Raw genomic sequence first — 16643 nt, 5'->3', positions numbered from 1 at the left:
CCAACTCGTCTGAGTCCCGCTGAGGCCCTGGCCCATTTCAGGCGCCAGGGCATGAAAACCGAAGCCGCCGCGCCGGACCGCCGGTCGCGGTCCTTTGCATTGGCCCCCGGGGCCAGGTTTTCACGGACTCCACGACATGGATATTTCGCGCAGCGAACAGCGCATCCTCCACCTGCTCGCGCAGGGTGGGCGCATCGAAATCGAAAAGACCGAAGACAAGGGTATCGCGGCCCTCAGATGCCTGACACGCGACGGCTGGGCCTTTGCCGGCCTTGACCTGGAATTGTTCAGGAAACTGAAGCGCAAGAAGGCCGTCGCCTCGTCGAATGGCGGACCCTACCGCATCACGCGACGCGGGCTCGAGCTCGTCCGCTCCGAACAGAGCAACCGCTGAAGCAGGTTCCGGAAAGGTGTTCCGCGATTTGCCGACAGAAATCTGCGGCGAAGAAGAAGCCAAGCAGGCCAAGAGTGGGCGAAGCCACGCAAGCCTGCTTGGTCATTGTCGCGCCTCGTCGGGCCTTACGCCCGGCGAGGCTTTCGCGGCGCTCCAACCGCTCATGCCGTCGCGATATAGGTTCGAATCTCCTCTGCCTCGCGCTCGACATCCTCGATACGCCGCTTCACCACGTCGCCGATCGATATGATGCCGTCGAGGCGCCCATCCTTTTCCACGGGCAGGTGTCTGAAGCGGCCACGCGTCATGATCTCCATGACCTCGTTCACCGTGTGATTCTCGTTGCAGATCTTCACCTTGGCCGTCATGCCGGAACGCACCGGGTGGTCTAGAGCCTCCGCGCCATCCTTGGCGATGACCCGCACGATATCGCGCTCGGAGAGGATGCCGACGATCTTTCCGTCGACATTGGTGATGACGAGAGCGCCGATACGGCGATCGGCCAGGATGCCGATGGCTTCCGAGAGTTTCGCATTGGGACCGATCGTGAGAACATCGTGGCCCTTCTGCTCCAGAATTGCCTTCACCGTCATGACTTCCTCCAAGCGTTCCTGCCGCGCGACACCCTTGCGGGATTTCCGATCCAAGCCCGATCCTATGGTGCGCTTGACCTTGCGGCATTTCAAGACCGCCGTTCCGCGCACTGCGTCGCGAGCTTTGCAATGTAGGCGCGCGCGAGGTGTCAGAAGCGCCGGCCTGCGCCGACGAAGAAGCCGATCCCGAAGAAGCCGGCCGCGAAACCGCCTATATGCGCTTCCCAGGCGATGCGATCGTCCACGCCGGGTGCGAAGCCGATGAGCCCGGTCGCCAGGTTCATGACCATCCACACCGCAAGGAAGGTCACGACGGTGCGCGAGCGAAACACGTCGACGATCGGCAGCAGGGGCCCGTCGAAAGACGATCTGCCCGTCGCCCTGCTGGCCCGGAAGCCGAACCGCGCGGCCGCGCCCATCATGCCCGAGATCGCGCCCGAAGCTCCGACCAGGGGCGCCTGGTCGAGCGGGTGCAGCACATAATGCAGCCCCACCGCCGCGAACCCGGTCACGATCCAGAACAGGAGGAAGCTCGGATTGCCGAGCCGATTCGCCAGCGGCGTGCCGAAAGCTGCGAGCCAGATCATGTTGACGGCCAGATGGGCGAACGAACCGTGCAGGAACGCATAGGTGACTGGCGAGGTGAAAGCATAGACCTCGAGTGCGTACCTGCCCGAATAGCGGATCGGAATGAAGGCGCCGCGCACCAGCAGCTCGAAATATTGCCTGTCCGTCAGAACGTAGGTCTGTACGAGAAAGACGGCAGTGCACGTGGCGATCAACAGCACGATGATCCCAGGCATGTTGAACACCGGCTCGCGCGGCGCGTTGCCAGTGAAGCCGTTATTGCGTTCCATCTCTTGGTTCATCAGCCCCCGCTCGGTCGCATCACGGCTTTAGAGCATGTCTTGTCCCGAACGGGGGGAAAGAGCTTCGGGGCAAGACATGCGGAAGAACAAAGACCTAAAGCGCGCAAGGCGAATCTGAAAGATCGCGACGCGCTTTAGACCATTTCACATCGCTGTAGAACCGTTCAGTGCAGCGGCGAATCGCGCACTTTGGAAAGGCCGCCCGAAGTTTCCCTCGAGCGGCCTGGCCGAGCCCCCATGCTCACCCCTGAGCAGCCTGGTCACCTGATCGGTCCATATCTCGCGTAGGGCGCAAGCAGGCCTCGGTAACCTTTTGTATCCGAACCGCTTATCTTCCCGCGCGCCATATTGCAAGCACGTCGGCTGCGGATCGGAACGACCGTCCCTTATGGTGAGCAGACCATCTCATGGCCCAGCTACGCCGGCAACGGAAACCCTTTGTTAACCCTAACGACCCCGCCCCGTGAATAAAGGTTAACGGGCAGTGGCATGCAACCTGCTGTGCAACGCATGAAGGTCGTCGGAGGGCGCGAATCTGTTCGCCGATGGCACAACAAGACGGCAGGACACGGGGAGCACCAGGCATGAGGCAGGACGGATCCATCGAGTTGTTCCATTACTGGAACGCATTGCGCAGCGGCCGCCCGGCGCCGAAGCGCACCGAGATCGAGCCGTCCGACATCCGGTCGCTGCTCGCCGACACGTTCATCCTCGAGAAGGACACTCGCGGCGAGGCGATCTTCCGCCTCGCCGGCACCAGGCTCTGCGCCATCTATGGGCGCGAGCTCAAGGGGTTCGCCTTCTCCTCGCTGTGGAAGGAGAAAGACCAGCGGCTGATCGCCCGCCTTGCCTTCAGTGCGTTCAACATGAAGTCGGTGGTCGTCATCACCTTTTCGGGCGTAAGCCGCGGCCGGCGGACCAATCCGTTCGAGCTTCTGCTTCTGCCTCTCGACGGCGGCTCCGAAAGCCCACGCTGCATGGGCATCATCTCGGCTGCGGCCCGGCCCTTCTGGCTGGGCGCCGACCCGGTGCGGGAGGCACAGATCGAGGCGGTACGCATCGTCGACCCCGACCGCGAGCCGGTCTTCCTGCGCAACCGGTCGCCGATCTCGGTTCCGGGCCTCGTCCCCAGCGTTTCGTCCCTGCGGCAGAGCGGCATCGCGCCCGGCTCCGGGCGGAGGATCCGCCATCTCGTGGTGCTCGACGGCGGGCGCGAAGGCTGAAGATATCCTTGCCCGAGGCGTCTCGGGCTTACGGCTTGTTAACTCGTTTTCACGTAGTTTTTTCCTGCACTTGCGCGTCTTCGCGCGAGGCGGAATGAACAGGTCGAGGCATGTGATGAGGGCAGCGGCGGTGGATCAGACGCCGTCCAGGATGGAACGACGCAATTTTCAGCGCGTGCGCGTGAAGATCTACGGACGTTTCATGCTGGAGGACCGCAGCGAACATCCATGCCAGGTGATCGACATGTCGCCCGGCAATGCCGCTTTGCGCGCCGATCGGCGGGGCGAACCCGGCGAGAAGGTGATCGCCTATCTAGACCATATCGGCCGCATCGAAGGCGTGGTCACCCGTGTCCTGGACGACGGCTTCGCCATGACCGTCATCGCCTCAGACCGCAAGAGGGACAAGCTCGCGGCGCAACTCACCTGGCTTGCCAACAAGCATGAGCTCGACCTGCCCGAGGACCGCCGCCACGAGCGCGTGGCGCCACGCAACCCGCTGAGCACGCTTCAGCTTTCCGATGGACGCCGGTATCCGTGCCGCATCATCGACCTGTCGCTATCCGGCGCTGCGGTGGAAATCGAGGTCAAACCGGCGCTCGGGGTGCAGGTCACGCTCGGAACGATGCGCGGCCGCGTGGTACGCCATTTCGAGGACGGCGTCGCGATCGAGTTCGCGATCATACAGCGCCCGGAAACGCTCGATTCGGAATTCAACGGACGCGGCGGCTGACGGCTCGAACTTCCGGAGGTCGGCCCGTCGCGCCTTCGGCGATCGGCCGCGCTCCATCGAAACCAGAGCTCGATACGGTCGGCCCACATCGCGTGGATTGCCGACACGCAGGCTCCTCACCTCAACTGTCATTCTCGGGCCTGGGCGCGGAGCGAAGCGACGTGCCAAATGACTCCAGATCCGTGCCGTTACTGCGATGCAGACCGCCGACGATTCAGAAGGGTCTCCCATCAGCCCGGCGGCCTGGGCGGCACAACTGAACGCCCATATCGGCGGTGACCTCGACCCTTGACGCAGAGCGCCCCTGCGCTCGCCATTCTTAGGCCTGAGCACGGCGCAGCGCCGTGCGAGGAGACCCGAGAATGACGATTGGAGGGCGCGCGCTCCGGCTAGGCGTAAGCGTCGGAGATACGGAGCTCGCTGGACGCCGGCCTCCCCACCATCGTCATTCTCGGGCCAGCAGGCGAGCGGAGCGAGCCGAAGGTGACCCGAGAATCCATGCCGTGAGATCACGGCCGGGCGCTGCGGTGCAGGACAAAGGCCCTTCAAACATGCCTTGTCCGAACCGTTGACGGCCTCATCGCCGTTACGGCATGGATTCTCGGGGCGCCTCGCACGTCGCTGCGCGCCGTGCTCAGGCCCGAGAATGACGATGGAGGGTGCGCGCTCCGGCTAGCCGTAAGCGTCGGAGATACGCTGAACGGCGACCTCCCCACCATCGTCATTCTCGGGTCCGCAGGCGAGCGCAGCGAAGCCGGAGGTGACCCGAGAATCCATGCCGTGACGGCAATGCAGGCTGCACCGGCACAAGGTCGACATTGCACCGGGCCCGGGAAACCTCGAGAGCCACCAACCGTCGCCAATCCCGATCTATGGTTAACGGTTCCCTGGAAATCTAGTAACGATTTTATACTTGAATAACACAAACAATTCGCAAGTTCATTTCAAAATAGTTTCGAGCTAAAGGCTCAATTTATTCAATATCTGCTTCCGCATTTTGCGTCAAATAAATCCGCTCCTGTCATTGTGCTCTCAAACGGGGAGACGCCGAAATGACAGGGATTGCGAAGAAGATGTGGCTGCTTGCTGTCGCCCTGCCTCTGGCGGGATGGTCGGCGACGGCCTCGGCAGGCAACTTCATGCCCACAGGCGGGCGCGCGACGCAGCCCGTCGGCCACTACGAATTCTGCCAGCGCGAACCGCAGCAATGCCGGCAGGTCACTGCCAGGCATGCGCCGGTCGAGTTGAGCAGGAAGCTCTGGGCGGCCATGGTCGAGGTCAACGACCAGGTCAATGCGCAGGTTTCCCCACGCACCGATATGGAAATGTGGGGGCGCGAGGAGTTCTGGTCCTATCCGGACGGTTTCGGCGACTGCGAGGACTATGTGCTGGAGAAGCGGCGCGAGTTGATGAAGCTCGGCATCCCCGCCGGGGACCTCCTGATCACAGTGGTGCGCCAGCCCAATGGCGACGGCCACGCGGTGCTCACGGTCCGCACCGGCCAGGGCGATTATGTGCTCGACAATCTCGAGCCTCGGGTACTCGCCTGGAGCGACACGGAATACACCTATCTGAAGCGCCAGTCGGATCGAAACTCGGGTGCCTGGGTCACGATCAATGACGGCCGCGCCATCGCGGTCGGCAGCGTGGCGTCGCGATAAAGCATGTCTCCCGAAAGTGGGTACCGGCTTCGGGATAAAGACATGCGTCAAATCAGAGACCTAGAGCGTGTTGCGTAGATCCGTTTTCACGCAACGCGCTTTAGGAAGAGACAACCCGGTCGAGTCCCCACCCTCCCCGTCCCCAAAGACCGGGTTCAGGAGCCGGCCCAAGTCCCTGGGCCGGCTCCGCCTATACAGGGCCGTGGCGGCACGCTCGGCTGAATCAAATCTTGCTGACCCACCGGGTCGACAATTGACTCCCGCGTGGAGATCGCTGATTTCTTGACAACTATCTTCACTTTGCCGGGACTATGCCTGCCGACGATGGCGACACGTCGGGCCGAACGGTGGATTCGGTCCCCTCGGATTCGGCCTCGTCCTGCAAAATTCCTGCTTTTAACAGGACGAAGCGGAATGCGACCTCGGTTTCAGAGCACCTTCAAACCTTTGCGGAAGCGTCGGGCGTTGGCGACATAGCCCTCGGCCGAGGCGCGCAGCCCGGCCATCGCCCCATCGTCGAGCGTGCGCGCCACCTTGGCCGGCACGCCCATGATCAACGAATTGTCAGGAAACACCTTGCCCTCGGTGACCAGCGCGCCGGCGCCCACCAGCGAGTTCTTTCCGATCCTGGCGCCGTTGAGCACGATCGCGCCCATGCCGATCAGGCTGTTGTCGCCGATGGTGCAGCCATGCAGCATCGCACGATGGCCGATCGTGCAGCCGCTGCCGATCGTCAGCGGGTAGCCGAGATCCGTATGCATGACGGTATGTTCCTGGACGTTGCTGCCCGAGCCGATGGCGATGCGTTCGTTGTCGCCGCGGATCACGACGCCGAACCAGATGCCCACGTCCCGTCCGATCTCAACGTTTCCGATGACCGTGGCGTCTGGGGCGATCCAGTTGCTGGCCTCGTCGTCGAAAACGGGGCGCACCCCGTCCAGTTCATAAAGAGGCATGTCTTCTCCCTGGCGCCGCGGCGCCCACTGTTTCCCATTCCGATGAAGGCCGGCCTGTCGGCTCGCGATCCCGACCCGCCTTACCTTAAGCATGTCTCCCGAAACTGTGCAGCGGTTTCGGGAAAAAGACTGCGTCTACCAGGAACCTGAGGCGTGTCGCGTGAGAGGACGAGCGTTTGCGATCCCGTTCCCGCTTCCGAGACGCGGTCCCCGAATGACAAGACCTTTGGCCGCAGACCATGGAAGCCGATCTTTACCGGCCATTTACCATACCGGCCCAATGTCACTGGACGGGAAATGATGGGCAGCCTGCCTCGTCCCTGCGTGACTGGAAACTATCGGATGAGACCAACCGCAACCCTCGACCAAGCGGAAGTGAAACTGCTCGATTCGGCCTTCATGTTGCGCATCTTCTACGGCTTCGCCGTGCTGGCCTTGCTGTCGCTCGCCATAAGTGTCGGCGGCAAATGGTTCGGCCAGTCGATCGCCATGGCCGGTCACACAGACGACGTGACGGTCCATGAGATCGTGATCGGCAACGACGTGATCGCGGCGCCGGCCAATGCCATCCGCTTCGAGCGCGCCCGCCGCGACGGTGTGACAGAGCGTCTCGACCTCTATCTCCACTGGCCCGACATGCGCGGCTATTCTCCGAAGCTGCGCGACGATTTCAACCATGCCGGCGGAGCCCGGCGCATCCTGTTTCTCACCTTCGAACAGCGGATGATGTCGCGGGACATGAGCGGCCGCTTCGAGCCGATCTACCGATCGCTCATCGAGCCGACCGGCGAAGCCGCGCAGGGCGGCGTCATGCTCTATGAGTTCAAGCAGGATTCCGGCTATCTGAACGAAGTCCTGGCGGTGGCGCCCTCGTCGGGTGCCGCTCCCTTCGTCGCCCGCTGCCTCGTTGGCCCAAGCGCCGAAGAATCGCTGGCGCCCTGCGAACGCGACATCCACATCGGCGGCAATCTTAGCCTTACCTACCGTTTTCCGCGGGAACTCCTGCAAGGCTGGCGGGCGCTGGATGCCGCCGTGCTTGCCACGGCCAGGAACTTAATCAGGACCAGTCGTTAGAGCATGTCTCCCGAAAGCGGGAATCCGTTTCGGGACAAAGACATGCGTACGAACAATCACCTAACGCGCGTAAAGCGAGTCTGAAGATCGCGACGCGCTTTAACGCCGCCGCCGCGGCAGCCTCGCGCATCGGCCCGACGATCGTGTCCGATCCTCGGAAAGCACGATGCGCGGATCGGGCGCATTTGCGCCGGCAGGATCATCCGAGGTCGATGTCGAGGATCGCCATCGAGAAATTGTAGTCGCCGTCGTCCTCGTCCTTGAAGACGATGCCCAGGAACTCGTCGCCGATATAGACCTCCGCCGAATCGTCCTTGCGGGGGCGCGCCTTCACCTGGAGCTTGGGGTTGTGGAAGGTGCGCTTGAAATAGGCGTCGAGCTTCTTGATTTCTTCCGGCTTCACGATGGTTCTCCGGTCACGGATACGGGTTCGCTTGGAAGCCGCTTCTGGCATGGCATGCGTGGCGATGTAAAGGCAATGATCGCGGCAGCGATATGCCGCAAAGCACCCACTCCCGCCGGAATGCGCCCGGATCCACCCGGAGCGTGGCGGGACAAGGCCGACCGCAGTCAGATGTCGAAGCTGACGACGTGGTCCATGGTCTGCGCCGGCAGGAGTTGGTCCATCTGGCGCGACGGCTGGTCGCAGCCGGTTTCGCCGACGACCCTGGCCGGCACACCGGCCACCGTCTTGTTGTGCGGTACCGGCGAGAGCACCACGGAGCCAGCCGCGATCTTGGCGCAATGGCCGACCTCGATATTGCCGAGGATCTTGGCGCCCGCGCCGATCAGCACCCCGTAGCGGATCTTCGGATGGCGGTCGCCGCCGGACTTGCCCGTGCCGCCGAGCGTCACGCCGTGGAGGATCGAAACGTTGTCCTCGATGACCGCGGTCTCGCCGACGACCAGTCCGGTCGCATGGTCGATGAAGATGCCCTTTCCCATCCTGGAGGCAGGGTTGATGTCGGTCTGGAAGACTGCCGATGAGCGGCTCTGCAGATAGAGCGCGAAATCCCTGCGGCCCTGGTTCCAGAGCCAATGCGCCAGCCGGTGGGTCTGGATCGCATGGAAGCCCTTGAAGTAGAGCACCGGCATCAGGAACCGGTCGCAGGCGGGGTCGCGGTCGTAGTAGGCCTGGATGTCGACGCGCACGATCGAGCTCCAGTCCGGATTGTCCTTGAGCATCGACTTGAAGGTGTGCTGGATCAGATCGGCGCTGATGTCCTGGTGATCGAGCCGCTGCGCGATGCGATGGATGACGGCGTCCTCGAGCGTATCGTGATTGAGAATGGTCGCGTAGAGGAAAGCCGCCAGGAGCGGGTCCCGTTCGACCGCTTCCTGCGCCTCGTCGCGAATCGAGCGCCAGATGGGGTCGACCGGCTGCACATGTCCGCCGCGTGCGATGCTGATCGAATTCATGATGCGCTCTCCATAGAGGCGGTTCCTGTCAGCTTTCCCGCCGATCATAGGCCAGGACGCGAGGCTATTGAATTCTATTTTCCTTGATGCTGTGTCAAATGGTTTTGGTTCGTCAGAATTCAAGCCAGCATGGAAGCCGAAGCCTTGATCACCGAATTCGCCTCAGGCGTCGCCACCCTCACCTTCGATCGCCCCGAAAAGAAGAACGCCATCACCTATGCGATGTGGCAGGACCTGGCGCGCCACGTGAGCGCGATCGGCGCGGACCACGCAACGCGGGCCATCGTGCTTCGCGGCCAGGGAAGCGATTTCTCGGCCGGCGCCGATATCGGCGAGTTCGCGACGTTGCGGGCCGGCGGCGCGGGCGCCCGCGCCTATGAGGCGGCGAATTCTGCCGCCTTCGCCGCCATACGCGAGGCGCGGGTGCCCGTCATCGCGGCGATCCGCGGCATCTGCTTCGGTGGCGGCTTCGGCATTGCGGCCGCTTGCGACATCAGGCTCGCCGCTCCCGACGCGCAATTCTCAGTCCCCGCCGGGCGACTGGGCCTTGCCTATCCGCATGACGCCATGGCCGATATCGTCAACGCGGTCGGCCCGCAGATGGCGAAATATCTGACATTCTCCGCCGCACGCATCGATGCCGAGGCGGCCCTGGCGACCGGCTTCCTGCTGGAGATCGTCAGCGCCGGCCGTCTCGATGCTCGCGTCGCCGAACTCGCGGAGGCCATCGCCGCAAACGCGCCGCTTTCGGTGCGGGCCTCCAAGGCGGCCATCGCCGCCGCGCTTTCCGGCAGGCCGGAGGACACCGAGCTGGCGCGATGCATGGGTGACGCCACGTTCGAAAGCAGCGACTATGCCGAAGGTCGCGCGGCCTTCGCCGAGCGGCGGCGCCCCGTGTTCAGGGGAGAATGATGGCCGTGCCGCTGATGGACGAGGCACTGAAGGCGGAACTTCGCGCGCTCTACCGCCGCGCCGATCGTCACTACCATGGGCTTGGCCATATAGATGAGCTGCTGCGATTGGCCGGCGACCATCGCGCCGCGCTCGCCGATCCCGAGGCCGTGGAAGCCGCCATATGGTTCCACGACGCGATCTATGACAGCCGCCGCAACAACAATGAAGAGAAGAGCGCCGCGCTGGCCGCCGACCGCCTGGCCGACAGGACCGATGCGCAACGGCTGCGGCGCATCACCGACATGATCGAGGCCACGGCCAGGCACGTGGTCCCGGATATCGCCGACGAGGCAGCGTGCGGGGACGCTGCTCTTTTCCTCGATATGGACCTGGCGATCCTCGGTGCTCAAGCCGAAATCTTCGATGCTTATGAGCGGGCGATCCGGCTCGAATATGCCTGGGTCGACGACACGGCCTGGCGGGCAGGACGCGGCGCCGTGCTGCGGTCCTTCCTGTCTCGGCCCCGTATCTTCCACACCGACCTGTTCCGCGAGAGCCACGAGGCGCGGGCGCGGGATAACCTGTCGCGCTCGTTGGCAGCACTGGCGATCCGCCAAGCATGACCCCGATGCTCGTCGAAGTCCATCAGGATCCAGGCCCGTCCGGAGCCGACGACGTCACCGCGGGGCTGTTGGCGCATCTGATCGAGTACGCCGGAGACTGGCCGCGCAGGCCCCTGACCCTTTTGTTGAGGGATGATGCAGGGATGGTCCGCGGCGGTATCAGGGCCATGGTCGCTTTGTGCTGGCTTCAAGTGGACCATTTCTGGATCGAGGTGGCCCTCCGCGGCCAGGGACATGGCAGCAGGCTCCTGGCGCGAGCCCATGGCGCCATCGGCTCCCATCTCACGACGTCGACGTTCCAGGCGATCGGCTTCTATGAGAAGCACGGCTACCGGGAGATCGGACGTCTTCGCGATCGCCCGCCGGGGCAGGATCGGGTGTGGATGGCGAAGCGGTGGGGTTGACGGGCGGCCGGGAGCGCCGGCGATTGAGGTACGGTGGATGCGCCAGCATCCATCGCCGTTGGAACTAGGCCGCCTTAGCCGGCTTGAGCAGCGCCAACACCACGCCACCGGCAGCAATGACCGCCGAGCCGATCACGCTGCCCATTGTCGGCACCTCCTGGAAGAAGGCAAGACCGATCAGCCCAGCGAAGATCAGCCACGTATAGTCGACCGGACCGAGCACCGACACGTCGGCCATGCGATAGCCGCGGATGATGAAATATTGCGCCGTGATGCCGACCGGGCCGAGCAGCAGCAAGGGCAGGTTGTCGGCCAAATCAGTTGATCGCCAACTGAGCAGCGCGGGAACGGCCAGAAGCAGGATGCCGAAGAAGTTGACGTGCAGCAGCACGGTCAAGGGCTGGTCGGAGCGGCTGAGCGTCTTGATCAATATGCCTTCGAGCGCGAGCAGGATCGCGCCTCCGAATGCGATGGCGGCCGGCCACAGATAGGCGATATCGAAGGAGCGGAAAGCGCCGCGCGAGCCCATCACGACCGCCGCACCCGCCGTGCACAGCACGATGCCGGCGCAGTGCTGCGCCGTGATGCGCTCGCCGAGGAACCACACGCCGAGCCCGACCATGAAGATCACGTAGAGCAGCCCGATCGCCGTGGCGTCGACGATCGGCATGTTGGCGGAAGCGTGGATGAGCGCCACGCCGCCATAGGCCCCGACCAGGGCGCGCAGGAAATGCGAAGCGGGCCGCGCGCTCCGGAACTGCGAGAGCCGACCACCGGTCGCCGCCACCGCGGCGAGCAGTGTCGCAAAGCCGCCGATGTAGCGCAGGAACAGGATTTGCAGCGTCGACGCTGCATCGCCCGCGAATTTTCCCGAGGCGAAGATCAGCGAAAAGACCGCCGTACCGGCCGTCACCCAGAGGATTGCCTCAAGATTTTGCGAGCGGGACATGGAGGCCACCAGACTTTCCAAGTGAGAGCAGCCATATCCATTCTCCGTTTCACCTCTTATGATCAAACCAGAAAAATTAGTCGTGCATGAGGAATATTGATGCAGGAACGGCGACCTTCCCTCAATGCCGTCCGCGTGTTCGCTGTCGCGGCGCGGCGCCGGAGCATCGCTGCCGCCGCGGCCGATCTCGGCGTCACGCCTGGCGCCGTCAGCCATCAGATTAAGGCGCTCGAGGCGGATCTGGGCGTTGCTCTCTTCGAGCGCCGGAACAACGCGATTGTTCCGACCGAGGCCGGAAGGCGCTTCTTCGACGAGGTCGAGCCGGCGCTCGCCATCATCGCCCGTGCTGCGCAATCCCTCACCCGGGACGCTGACGAAGTGGTGGTCAGGGCATCGGTCTCGCTGGCGGTGCGCTGGTTGATCCCGGCGCTCGAAGCCTTCAAGCAGCGCAACCCAATGGCCCGCATCCATGTCGAGACCAGCCATGAAGGGCGGTTGCGCGCCGGTGCCGGTGCCGACATCACCATCACCTATTGTCGGTCGGGCGACGGCGAAACCCCGGGCGAATTCCTGATGGCCGACTTGAGCCGGCCCCTTCTTTCTCCGGCGCTGCTGGCCACCTGCGGCTATGAAAGCCTTGCCGATATTGCCAGGGTGCCGGCCCTCAAGGCCACCACCGACAATTGGGACTGGAGTTTGTGGGCTCTCGCTTTCGGCATCCAACGCGGCGCGATCCGTATCGCGCATGCCTTCGACACGGACGACGCGGCGATCCACGCGGCGACCGCCGGCCTCGGCATGACGCTTGCGCCACCATTGCTGACCGCCAAGGAGCTTGCTGCGGGCTCGCTGGTCGAACTGCCGGGTGCGCAGCAACTTCAGTTCGGCGAGTTCAGGCTGCTCCGCTCCGGCCAGGGTCGGGCGCTCGCCGAACGCCTGGCGAACTGGCTTGTCGAGGAAGCCGCTGCGGCGTGAGGAGCGCCCGCACGACACGATTTCGCAACGTCATTGATACGGAGCGCATTTCTTGAGATAATATTCCCAGTGCGTCCGGAATCCCGGTGAGGAGTTCGGCGCGAATGCACCAGTCCTCACGGGATATTCGAGTTACGCTCGAATGTAGCCTGAGAGGAGTTTCGTCATGGCAACAACACCCCCCAACAGAATGAGCCCCACTGCGCTCATGGAACATCGGCGATGGGAAGACATAGTGTCGATGGCCCTCGGCCTGGTCATCATGGTGTCCCCCTTGTTCAGCTTCTTCGGCGACACGGGAGGCAACACGACGGTGACCGGCTTGACGGCTTTGGTGGGCGCGGCGATCATCGTGCTAAGCGGCCTCGAGCAGTTGTGGCTGCGCCGCTGGGAGGAAATCCTGCTGTTCATCGCCGGCATATGGATGGTGATCCAGCCCTTCGTGCTGAACTACGGCGGAACGCTGCGCATCTGGCATATCGTGCTGGGCGGCGTTGTCGCGCTGCTGGCGCTGCTGGAGATATGGCAGGACCGCAACCGCGCACTTGAAGCGTGATCACTGACGGGGCACGCATTACTTTACGGCGTGTCGCGTGAAAAGGTTTCATGCGACACGCGGTAAGCCTTGATCTGGCGCATGTCCTTTTCCCGAAACCGCTGCACGCTTTCGGGAGACACGTTTTGGGAACACCGCCATGAGGCGGCGTTCCGTTGCTCAAGCGGCTTCGCGGTCTGTCAGGAACTCCAGGACCGCGTGCGAAAAGATGTCGTTCTTGTCGCCGGCCACCATATGCCCGGCCCCGCCGACATCGACATAGGATGCAGTGGGAGCAAGGCTGACGAACTCCTGCGCATAGCCCTCCTGCACCAGCTCGGACTGCATGCCGCGCACCAGAAGAACCGGCAAGGTGAGCTTCGGCAGGGCGGCGGTCAACTCCGCCATCAACTCACGCGCGTTGCGGTTGATATTCTGCTCGCTGGTCATGAAACCCGGATCCCAGTGCCAGAAGTAGCGGCCGTCTGCGGTTCGGCGAAGGTTCTTCTTCAACCCGTCGAGGGATGTCGGCTTCTGACGGTGCGGCAGGTAGCGCGCGATCGCGTCGGCTGCCTCCTCGAGTGACGCAAACCCCTCGTCGCGGCGCTCGCCCATGAAGCCCTGGATCTTTGCGATGCCGTCGGGGTCCATCCGCGGGATCACGTCGACCAGCACGAGCGAGTCGAGCAGCGGCCCCAGCCTCACCTCGGCCGCGAGCGCCGAAAGACCGCCGAGCGACGCGCCGACCACCGACGGTGCGGCATGGAAGCGTTCGGCCATCTGGCGAACCACGGCTGCCGCATCCTCGGCAAAATGCTGGAAGGTGTAGTTGCCGCTCCCGACCCAGTCGCTCTCGCCATGGCCGCGCTGATCGACCGTGACCGCCCGCATGCCGGCGGCGGCGACCCGCTTGGCCGTCTTGTCCCAGGCCCGGCGCGTCTGGCCGCCGCCGTGGAAGAAAAGCACCGGATGGCCGCGCCCGTCCCATAAATCGCCTCTCAGCCTGTTGCCTTCGGCACCAATGAAGTCGATCGCGTGCGGTCCGGTCAAGGCGGCCTCCGGAAGTTGGTTTGCTATATTTATTTATGGATCGTCGCCGCTGGCAAGGCGAAGCCTTCCTACAGCGGATGTTCCTGCAGGAACTCCAGGACGCGTTTCTTGAAGGCGCGGTCGCCGACCGAAAGCATGTGGTCGCGGCCTTCGATCGAAAAGGCGACGGCATTGGGCATCAGCGCCGCCAGATCTTCGGGCGAGCCGCCGATGTCGTCCGTAGTACCGACGGCGACCAGGGTCGGCTGGGTGATGCGGGCCATGTCCGCCTCGCTCAACAGTTCGCGCGACGTGGCGATGCAGGCGGCCAGCGCCTGGCGATCGCTTCTGGTCTGGTCGGCGAAGGCACGGAACATTCTTCCGCGTTGATGTGTGATCTCGGCCGGGGTCGCAGCCATCAGCGCATCGGCGATGGGGTCCCAGTCCCCGACGCCGTCCACCATGCCGATGCCCAGGCCGCCGAACACAAGCGTGGCGACCATGGCCGGTTCGCGCAAAGCCAGGAAGGCGGCGATGCGTGCGCCCATCGAATAACCCATCACATGAGCACGGCTCAATCCGAGATGACCCAGCAAGGCCGCGGCGTCGCTCGCCATCCTGCCTGGATAGTAGGCGTCGGGGTCGTAGCTCTTGGACGAGGCGCCATGGCCTCGATTGTCGAAGGCGATTGCCCGATAGCCGGCTTCGGTCAGGGTCTTGATCCAGCCCGGTGACACCCAGTTCACGATATGGCTGGATGCGAAACCGTGAATGAGCAGGACAGGATCGCCTGTCCCCTGGTCGATATAGGCGAGGTCGAATCCATCGTGGGTGAAGAGTTGCATGCTGTCGCCCTCCCCTCCGGCGTCAGCCGGGATTGCCCCGATTGGCGACCGCGTCGATCGCGGGGTGACGGAGCCGGTCGCCGTCCCTGATCCCCGCCTTGTCGGCGATGCCTGCCTTGACTTCAAGCACGAAGCGGACCGGTGTGCCGGGCGAGATCACCGCGGTCGAAAACGGCTCTCCGCGCATGACGGCGCGTACTCGCCCGTCCTGGCCGATAAAGATGAGGTCGAGGGGCATCGGCGTGTTCTTCATCCAGAAGCCGACCTCCCTCGTGTCCTCGAACACGAACAGCATGCCGTGATCATCGTCCATCCGCTGACGGAACATCAGGCCCTGCTCGCGCTCGCCCATATCGTCGGCGATCTCGATGTCGAAGCGCCGCTCGCCGGCGCTCGTCTCGGCTATCAGGGGCGTGGGGTCGACAGGCAGGGTCATCGCCTGCCCTTCGGCCGCGGCCGGCGAGTGCGACGCGATGCAAAGCGTCGATGCCGCGATCACGGCAACCAGAGCAGCACCGATAAGCCAGGACAAACGAAACATGCGGCCCCCTTGCGGTATGGCGCTGCCGATATCGTCCTCGACCACGCGCCGTCAAGTCCGCGACCAGCCGCGCCTGGCCGAAACCGATATCGGTTTCGGCGAGGCGCGATGTATCGATTTCAAGGTTTTAACCTGTCCTTGCATACGCAAAGGACAGGTGGCGCCCTACCGCATCAACCGGAAGACCTTACTCGATTTTCCGAAAGCACGACGCGTGGATTCAAAGTGACAGGGCATCCTTTGCGCGTCCAAATGGACGCGCGGCGCCCTAAATTTAGTGGGAGATGGAGAGCGTGCCCATGTCGGGGTGAACTTCGGCGGCCATGAGACCCTTGTCACCTCGTCCGAAACGAACCAGCACTACCTGGCCGGGTCGCAACTCGGTGATGCCGTAACGCCGTAACGTCTCCATATGGACGAAGATGTCCTCGGTTCCCTCGCCCCTGGTCAGAAAACCGAAGCCCTTGGTGCGGTTGAACCACTTGACGAGTGCGCGCTCCAGCCCGCTCTCGGGCGCAACCGCCACATGGGTGCGCACCTGCTGCTCGGCTGGGTGGACCGCGGTCGAGCTGTCCATGGAGATGACACGGAAGGCCTGCATGCCACGGTCGCCGCGGCGCACGAGGCAGACCACGCGGGCACCTTCGAGCGCCGTCTGGAAACCGTCGCGGCGCAGGCAGGTGACATGGAGAAGCACGTCACCCATGCCCGGCTGGTCCGGCAGGATGAAGCCGAATCCCTTGGCGACGTCGAACCACTTGATGGCGCCGGAGATCTCGATCAGCCCGGCGGACTCGCCGCCTTCGTCGCGGGTCAGCGCGTCCGCCTTGGCCGCACCGAGCCCCGTGAAAGAGGCTTTTTCCCCCATCCGAACGCACCCTTTCCTAGTTGACGCCGTCGCTGATTCCTGATTGCGAGAATAGCAC

Annotated in this window: 20 protein-coding genes; 10 read left to right on the top strand and 10 right to left on the bottom strand. The window is 63.7% G+C overall.

Annotated elements, in window-relative coordinates; translation table 11 throughout:
- Positions 1–136 precede the first annotated feature (136 nt).
- Positions 137–394, top strand: coding sequence for a YjhX family toxin (locus JN302_RS22345; protein WP_202305176.1), 258 nt, complete (start codon positions 137–139; stop codon positions 392–394).
- 161 nt (positions 395–555) lie between these two features.
- Here the strand turns inward: JN302_RS22345 and JN302_RS22340 are convergent, their stop codons facing one another.
- Positions 556–987 (bottom strand): CBS domain-containing protein, encoded by a 432-nt coding sequence (locus JN302_RS22340; protein ID WP_202305174.1) that lies wholly within the window; start codon positions 985–987, stop codon positions 556–558.
- Between the two features lie 149 nt (positions 988–1136).
- Positions 1137–1844, bottom strand: coding sequence for a rhomboid family intramembrane serine protease (locus tag JN302_RS22335; RefSeq protein ID WP_244845818.1), 708 nt, complete (start codon positions 1842–1844; stop codon positions 1137–1139).
- Between the two features lie 596 nt (positions 1845–2440).
- On the opposite strand from JN302_RS22335, the gene JN302_RS22330 reads away from it, so the two are divergent.
- From JN302_RS22330 to JN302_RS22320, 3 genes are all read left to right on the top strand, one after another.
- Complete coding sequence (locus JN302_RS22330) at positions 2441–3079, top strand: PAS domain-containing protein (RefSeq protein WP_202329204.1); 639 nt, start codon at positions 2441–2443, stop codon at positions 3077–3079.
- 115 nt (positions 3080–3194) lie between these two features.
- Entirely contained in the window at positions 3195–3812 is a 618-nt protein-coding gene (locus tag JN302_RS22325; protein ID WP_202314970.1) for a PilZ domain-containing protein, read from the top strand.
- A 1052-nt stretch (positions 3813–4864) separates the two neighbouring features.
- Entirely contained in the window at positions 4865–5473 is a 609-nt protein-coding gene (locus JN302_RS22320) for a transglutaminase-like cysteine peptidase (protein WP_202329202.1), read from the top strand.
- Between the two features lie 428 nt (positions 5474–5901).
- On the opposite strand, the gene JN302_RS22315 is transcribed toward JN302_RS22320, so the two are convergent.
- Positions 5902–6429 carry a gamma carbonic anhydrase family protein gene (locus tag JN302_RS22315; protein WP_202305170.1) on the bottom strand — a complete coding sequence of 176 codons (528 nt, stop codon included), beginning with the start codon at positions 6427–6429 and terminating at the stop codon, positions 5902–5904.
- Between the two features lie 342 nt (positions 6430–6771).
- On the opposite strand from JN302_RS22315, the gene JN302_RS22310 reads away from it, so the two are divergent.
- Complete coding sequence (locus JN302_RS22310; protein WP_202305169.1) at positions 6772–7503, top strand: hypothetical protein; 732 nt, start codon at positions 6772–6774, stop codon at positions 7501–7503.
- Positions 7504–7702: 199 nt separating this feature from the next.
- Here JN302_RS22310 and JN302_RS22305 read toward each other — a convergent pair whose 3' ends face one another.
- A complete protein-coding gene (locus JN302_RS22305; RefSeq protein ID WP_202329200.1) occupies positions 7703–7906 on the bottom strand; it encodes a DUF3126 family protein in 204 nt (67 codons plus the stop codon).
- A gap of 167 nt (positions 7907–8073) precedes the next feature.
- Positions 8074–8922 carry a serine O-acetyltransferase gene (gene cysE / locus JN302_RS22300; RefSeq protein WP_202305167.1) on the bottom strand — a complete coding sequence of 283 codons (849 nt, stop codon included), beginning with the start codon at positions 8920–8922 and terminating at the stop codon, positions 8074–8076.
- A 129-nt stretch (positions 8923–9051) separates the two neighbouring features.
- On the opposite strand from cysE, the gene JN302_RS22295 reads away from it, so the two are divergent.
- From JN302_RS22295 to JN302_RS22285, 3 genes are read left to right on the top strand one after another with little or no spacing between them, the layout of a single operon-like run.
- Complete coding sequence (locus JN302_RS22295) at positions 9052–9834, top strand: enoyl-CoA hydratase-related protein (RefSeq protein ID WP_202329198.1); 783 nt, start codon at positions 9052–9054, stop codon at positions 9832–9834.
- Entirely contained in the window at positions 9831–10439 is a 609-nt protein-coding gene (locus JN302_RS22290; RefSeq protein ID WP_202329196.1) for an HD domain-containing protein, read from the top strand. Before JN302_RS22295 ends, JN302_RS22290 begins: the two co-directional genes overlap by 4 nt.
- A complete protein-coding gene (locus JN302_RS22285; protein ID WP_202329194.1) occupies positions 10436–10843 on the top strand; it encodes a GNAT family N-acetyltransferase in 408 nt (135 codons plus the stop codon). The genes JN302_RS22290 and JN302_RS22285 overlap by 4 nt, the downstream gene beginning before the upstream one ends.
- A gap of 64 nt (positions 10844–10907) precedes the next feature.
- Here JN302_RS22285 and JN302_RS22280 read toward each other — a convergent pair whose 3' ends face one another.
- A complete protein-coding gene (locus tag JN302_RS22280; RefSeq protein ID WP_202329192.1) occupies positions 10908–11792 on the bottom strand; it encodes a DMT family transporter in 885 nt (294 codons plus the stop codon).
- Between the two features lie 99 nt (positions 11793–11891).
- Here JN302_RS22280 and JN302_RS22275 point away from each other — a divergent pair, with 99 nt between their 5' ends.
- Both JN302_RS22275 and JN302_RS22270 read left to right on the top strand, forming a co-directional pair.
- Positions 11892–12767 (top strand): LysR family transcriptional regulator, encoded by an 876-nt coding sequence (locus tag JN302_RS22275; RefSeq protein WP_202305161.1) that lies wholly within the window; start codon positions 11892–11894, stop codon positions 12765–12767.
- A gap of 166 nt (positions 12768–12933) precedes the next feature.
- Complete coding sequence (locus JN302_RS22270) at positions 12934–13323, top strand: SPW repeat domain-containing protein (RefSeq protein ID WP_244845816.1); 390 nt, start codon at positions 12934–12936, stop codon at positions 13321–13323.
- A gap of 159 nt (positions 13324–13482) precedes the next feature.
- Here JN302_RS22270 and JN302_RS22265 read toward each other — a convergent pair whose 3' ends face one another.
- The 4 genes from JN302_RS22265 to JN302_RS22250 form a co-directional block, all read right to left on the bottom strand.
- Positions 13483–14352 carry an alpha/beta fold hydrolase gene (locus tag JN302_RS22265; RefSeq protein ID WP_202329190.1) on the bottom strand — a complete coding sequence of 290 codons (870 nt, stop codon included), beginning with the start codon at positions 14350–14352 and terminating at the stop codon, positions 13483–13485.
- Positions 14353–14420: 68 nt separating this feature from the next.
- Positions 14421–15176: an alpha/beta fold hydrolase gene (locus JN302_RS22260; RefSeq protein ID WP_202329188.1), complete on the bottom strand. Its 756-nt coding sequence runs from the start codon at positions 15174–15176 to the stop codon at positions 14421–14423.
- Positions 15177–15198: 22 nt separating this feature from the next.
- Positions 15199–15717, bottom strand: coding sequence for a DUF192 domain-containing protein (locus JN302_RS22255; protein ID WP_202305154.1), 519 nt, complete (start codon positions 15715–15717; stop codon positions 15199–15201).
- A 274-nt stretch (positions 15718–15991) separates the two neighbouring features.
- Positions 15992–16585, bottom strand: a complete 594-nt coding sequence (locus tag JN302_RS22250; RefSeq protein WP_202305152.1) for a cold-shock protein — start codon at positions 16583–16585, stop codon at positions 15992–15994.
- Between the last annotated feature and the right edge of the window lie 58 nt (positions 16586–16643).

The sequence above is a fragment of the Mesorhizobium sp. L-8-3 genome (genome assembly GCF_016756615.1).
Classification (GTDB): Bacteria; Pseudomonadota; Alphaproteobacteria; order Rhizobiales; family Rhizobiaceae.
This window is presented reverse-complemented; position numbering and strand designations above follow the sequence as displayed.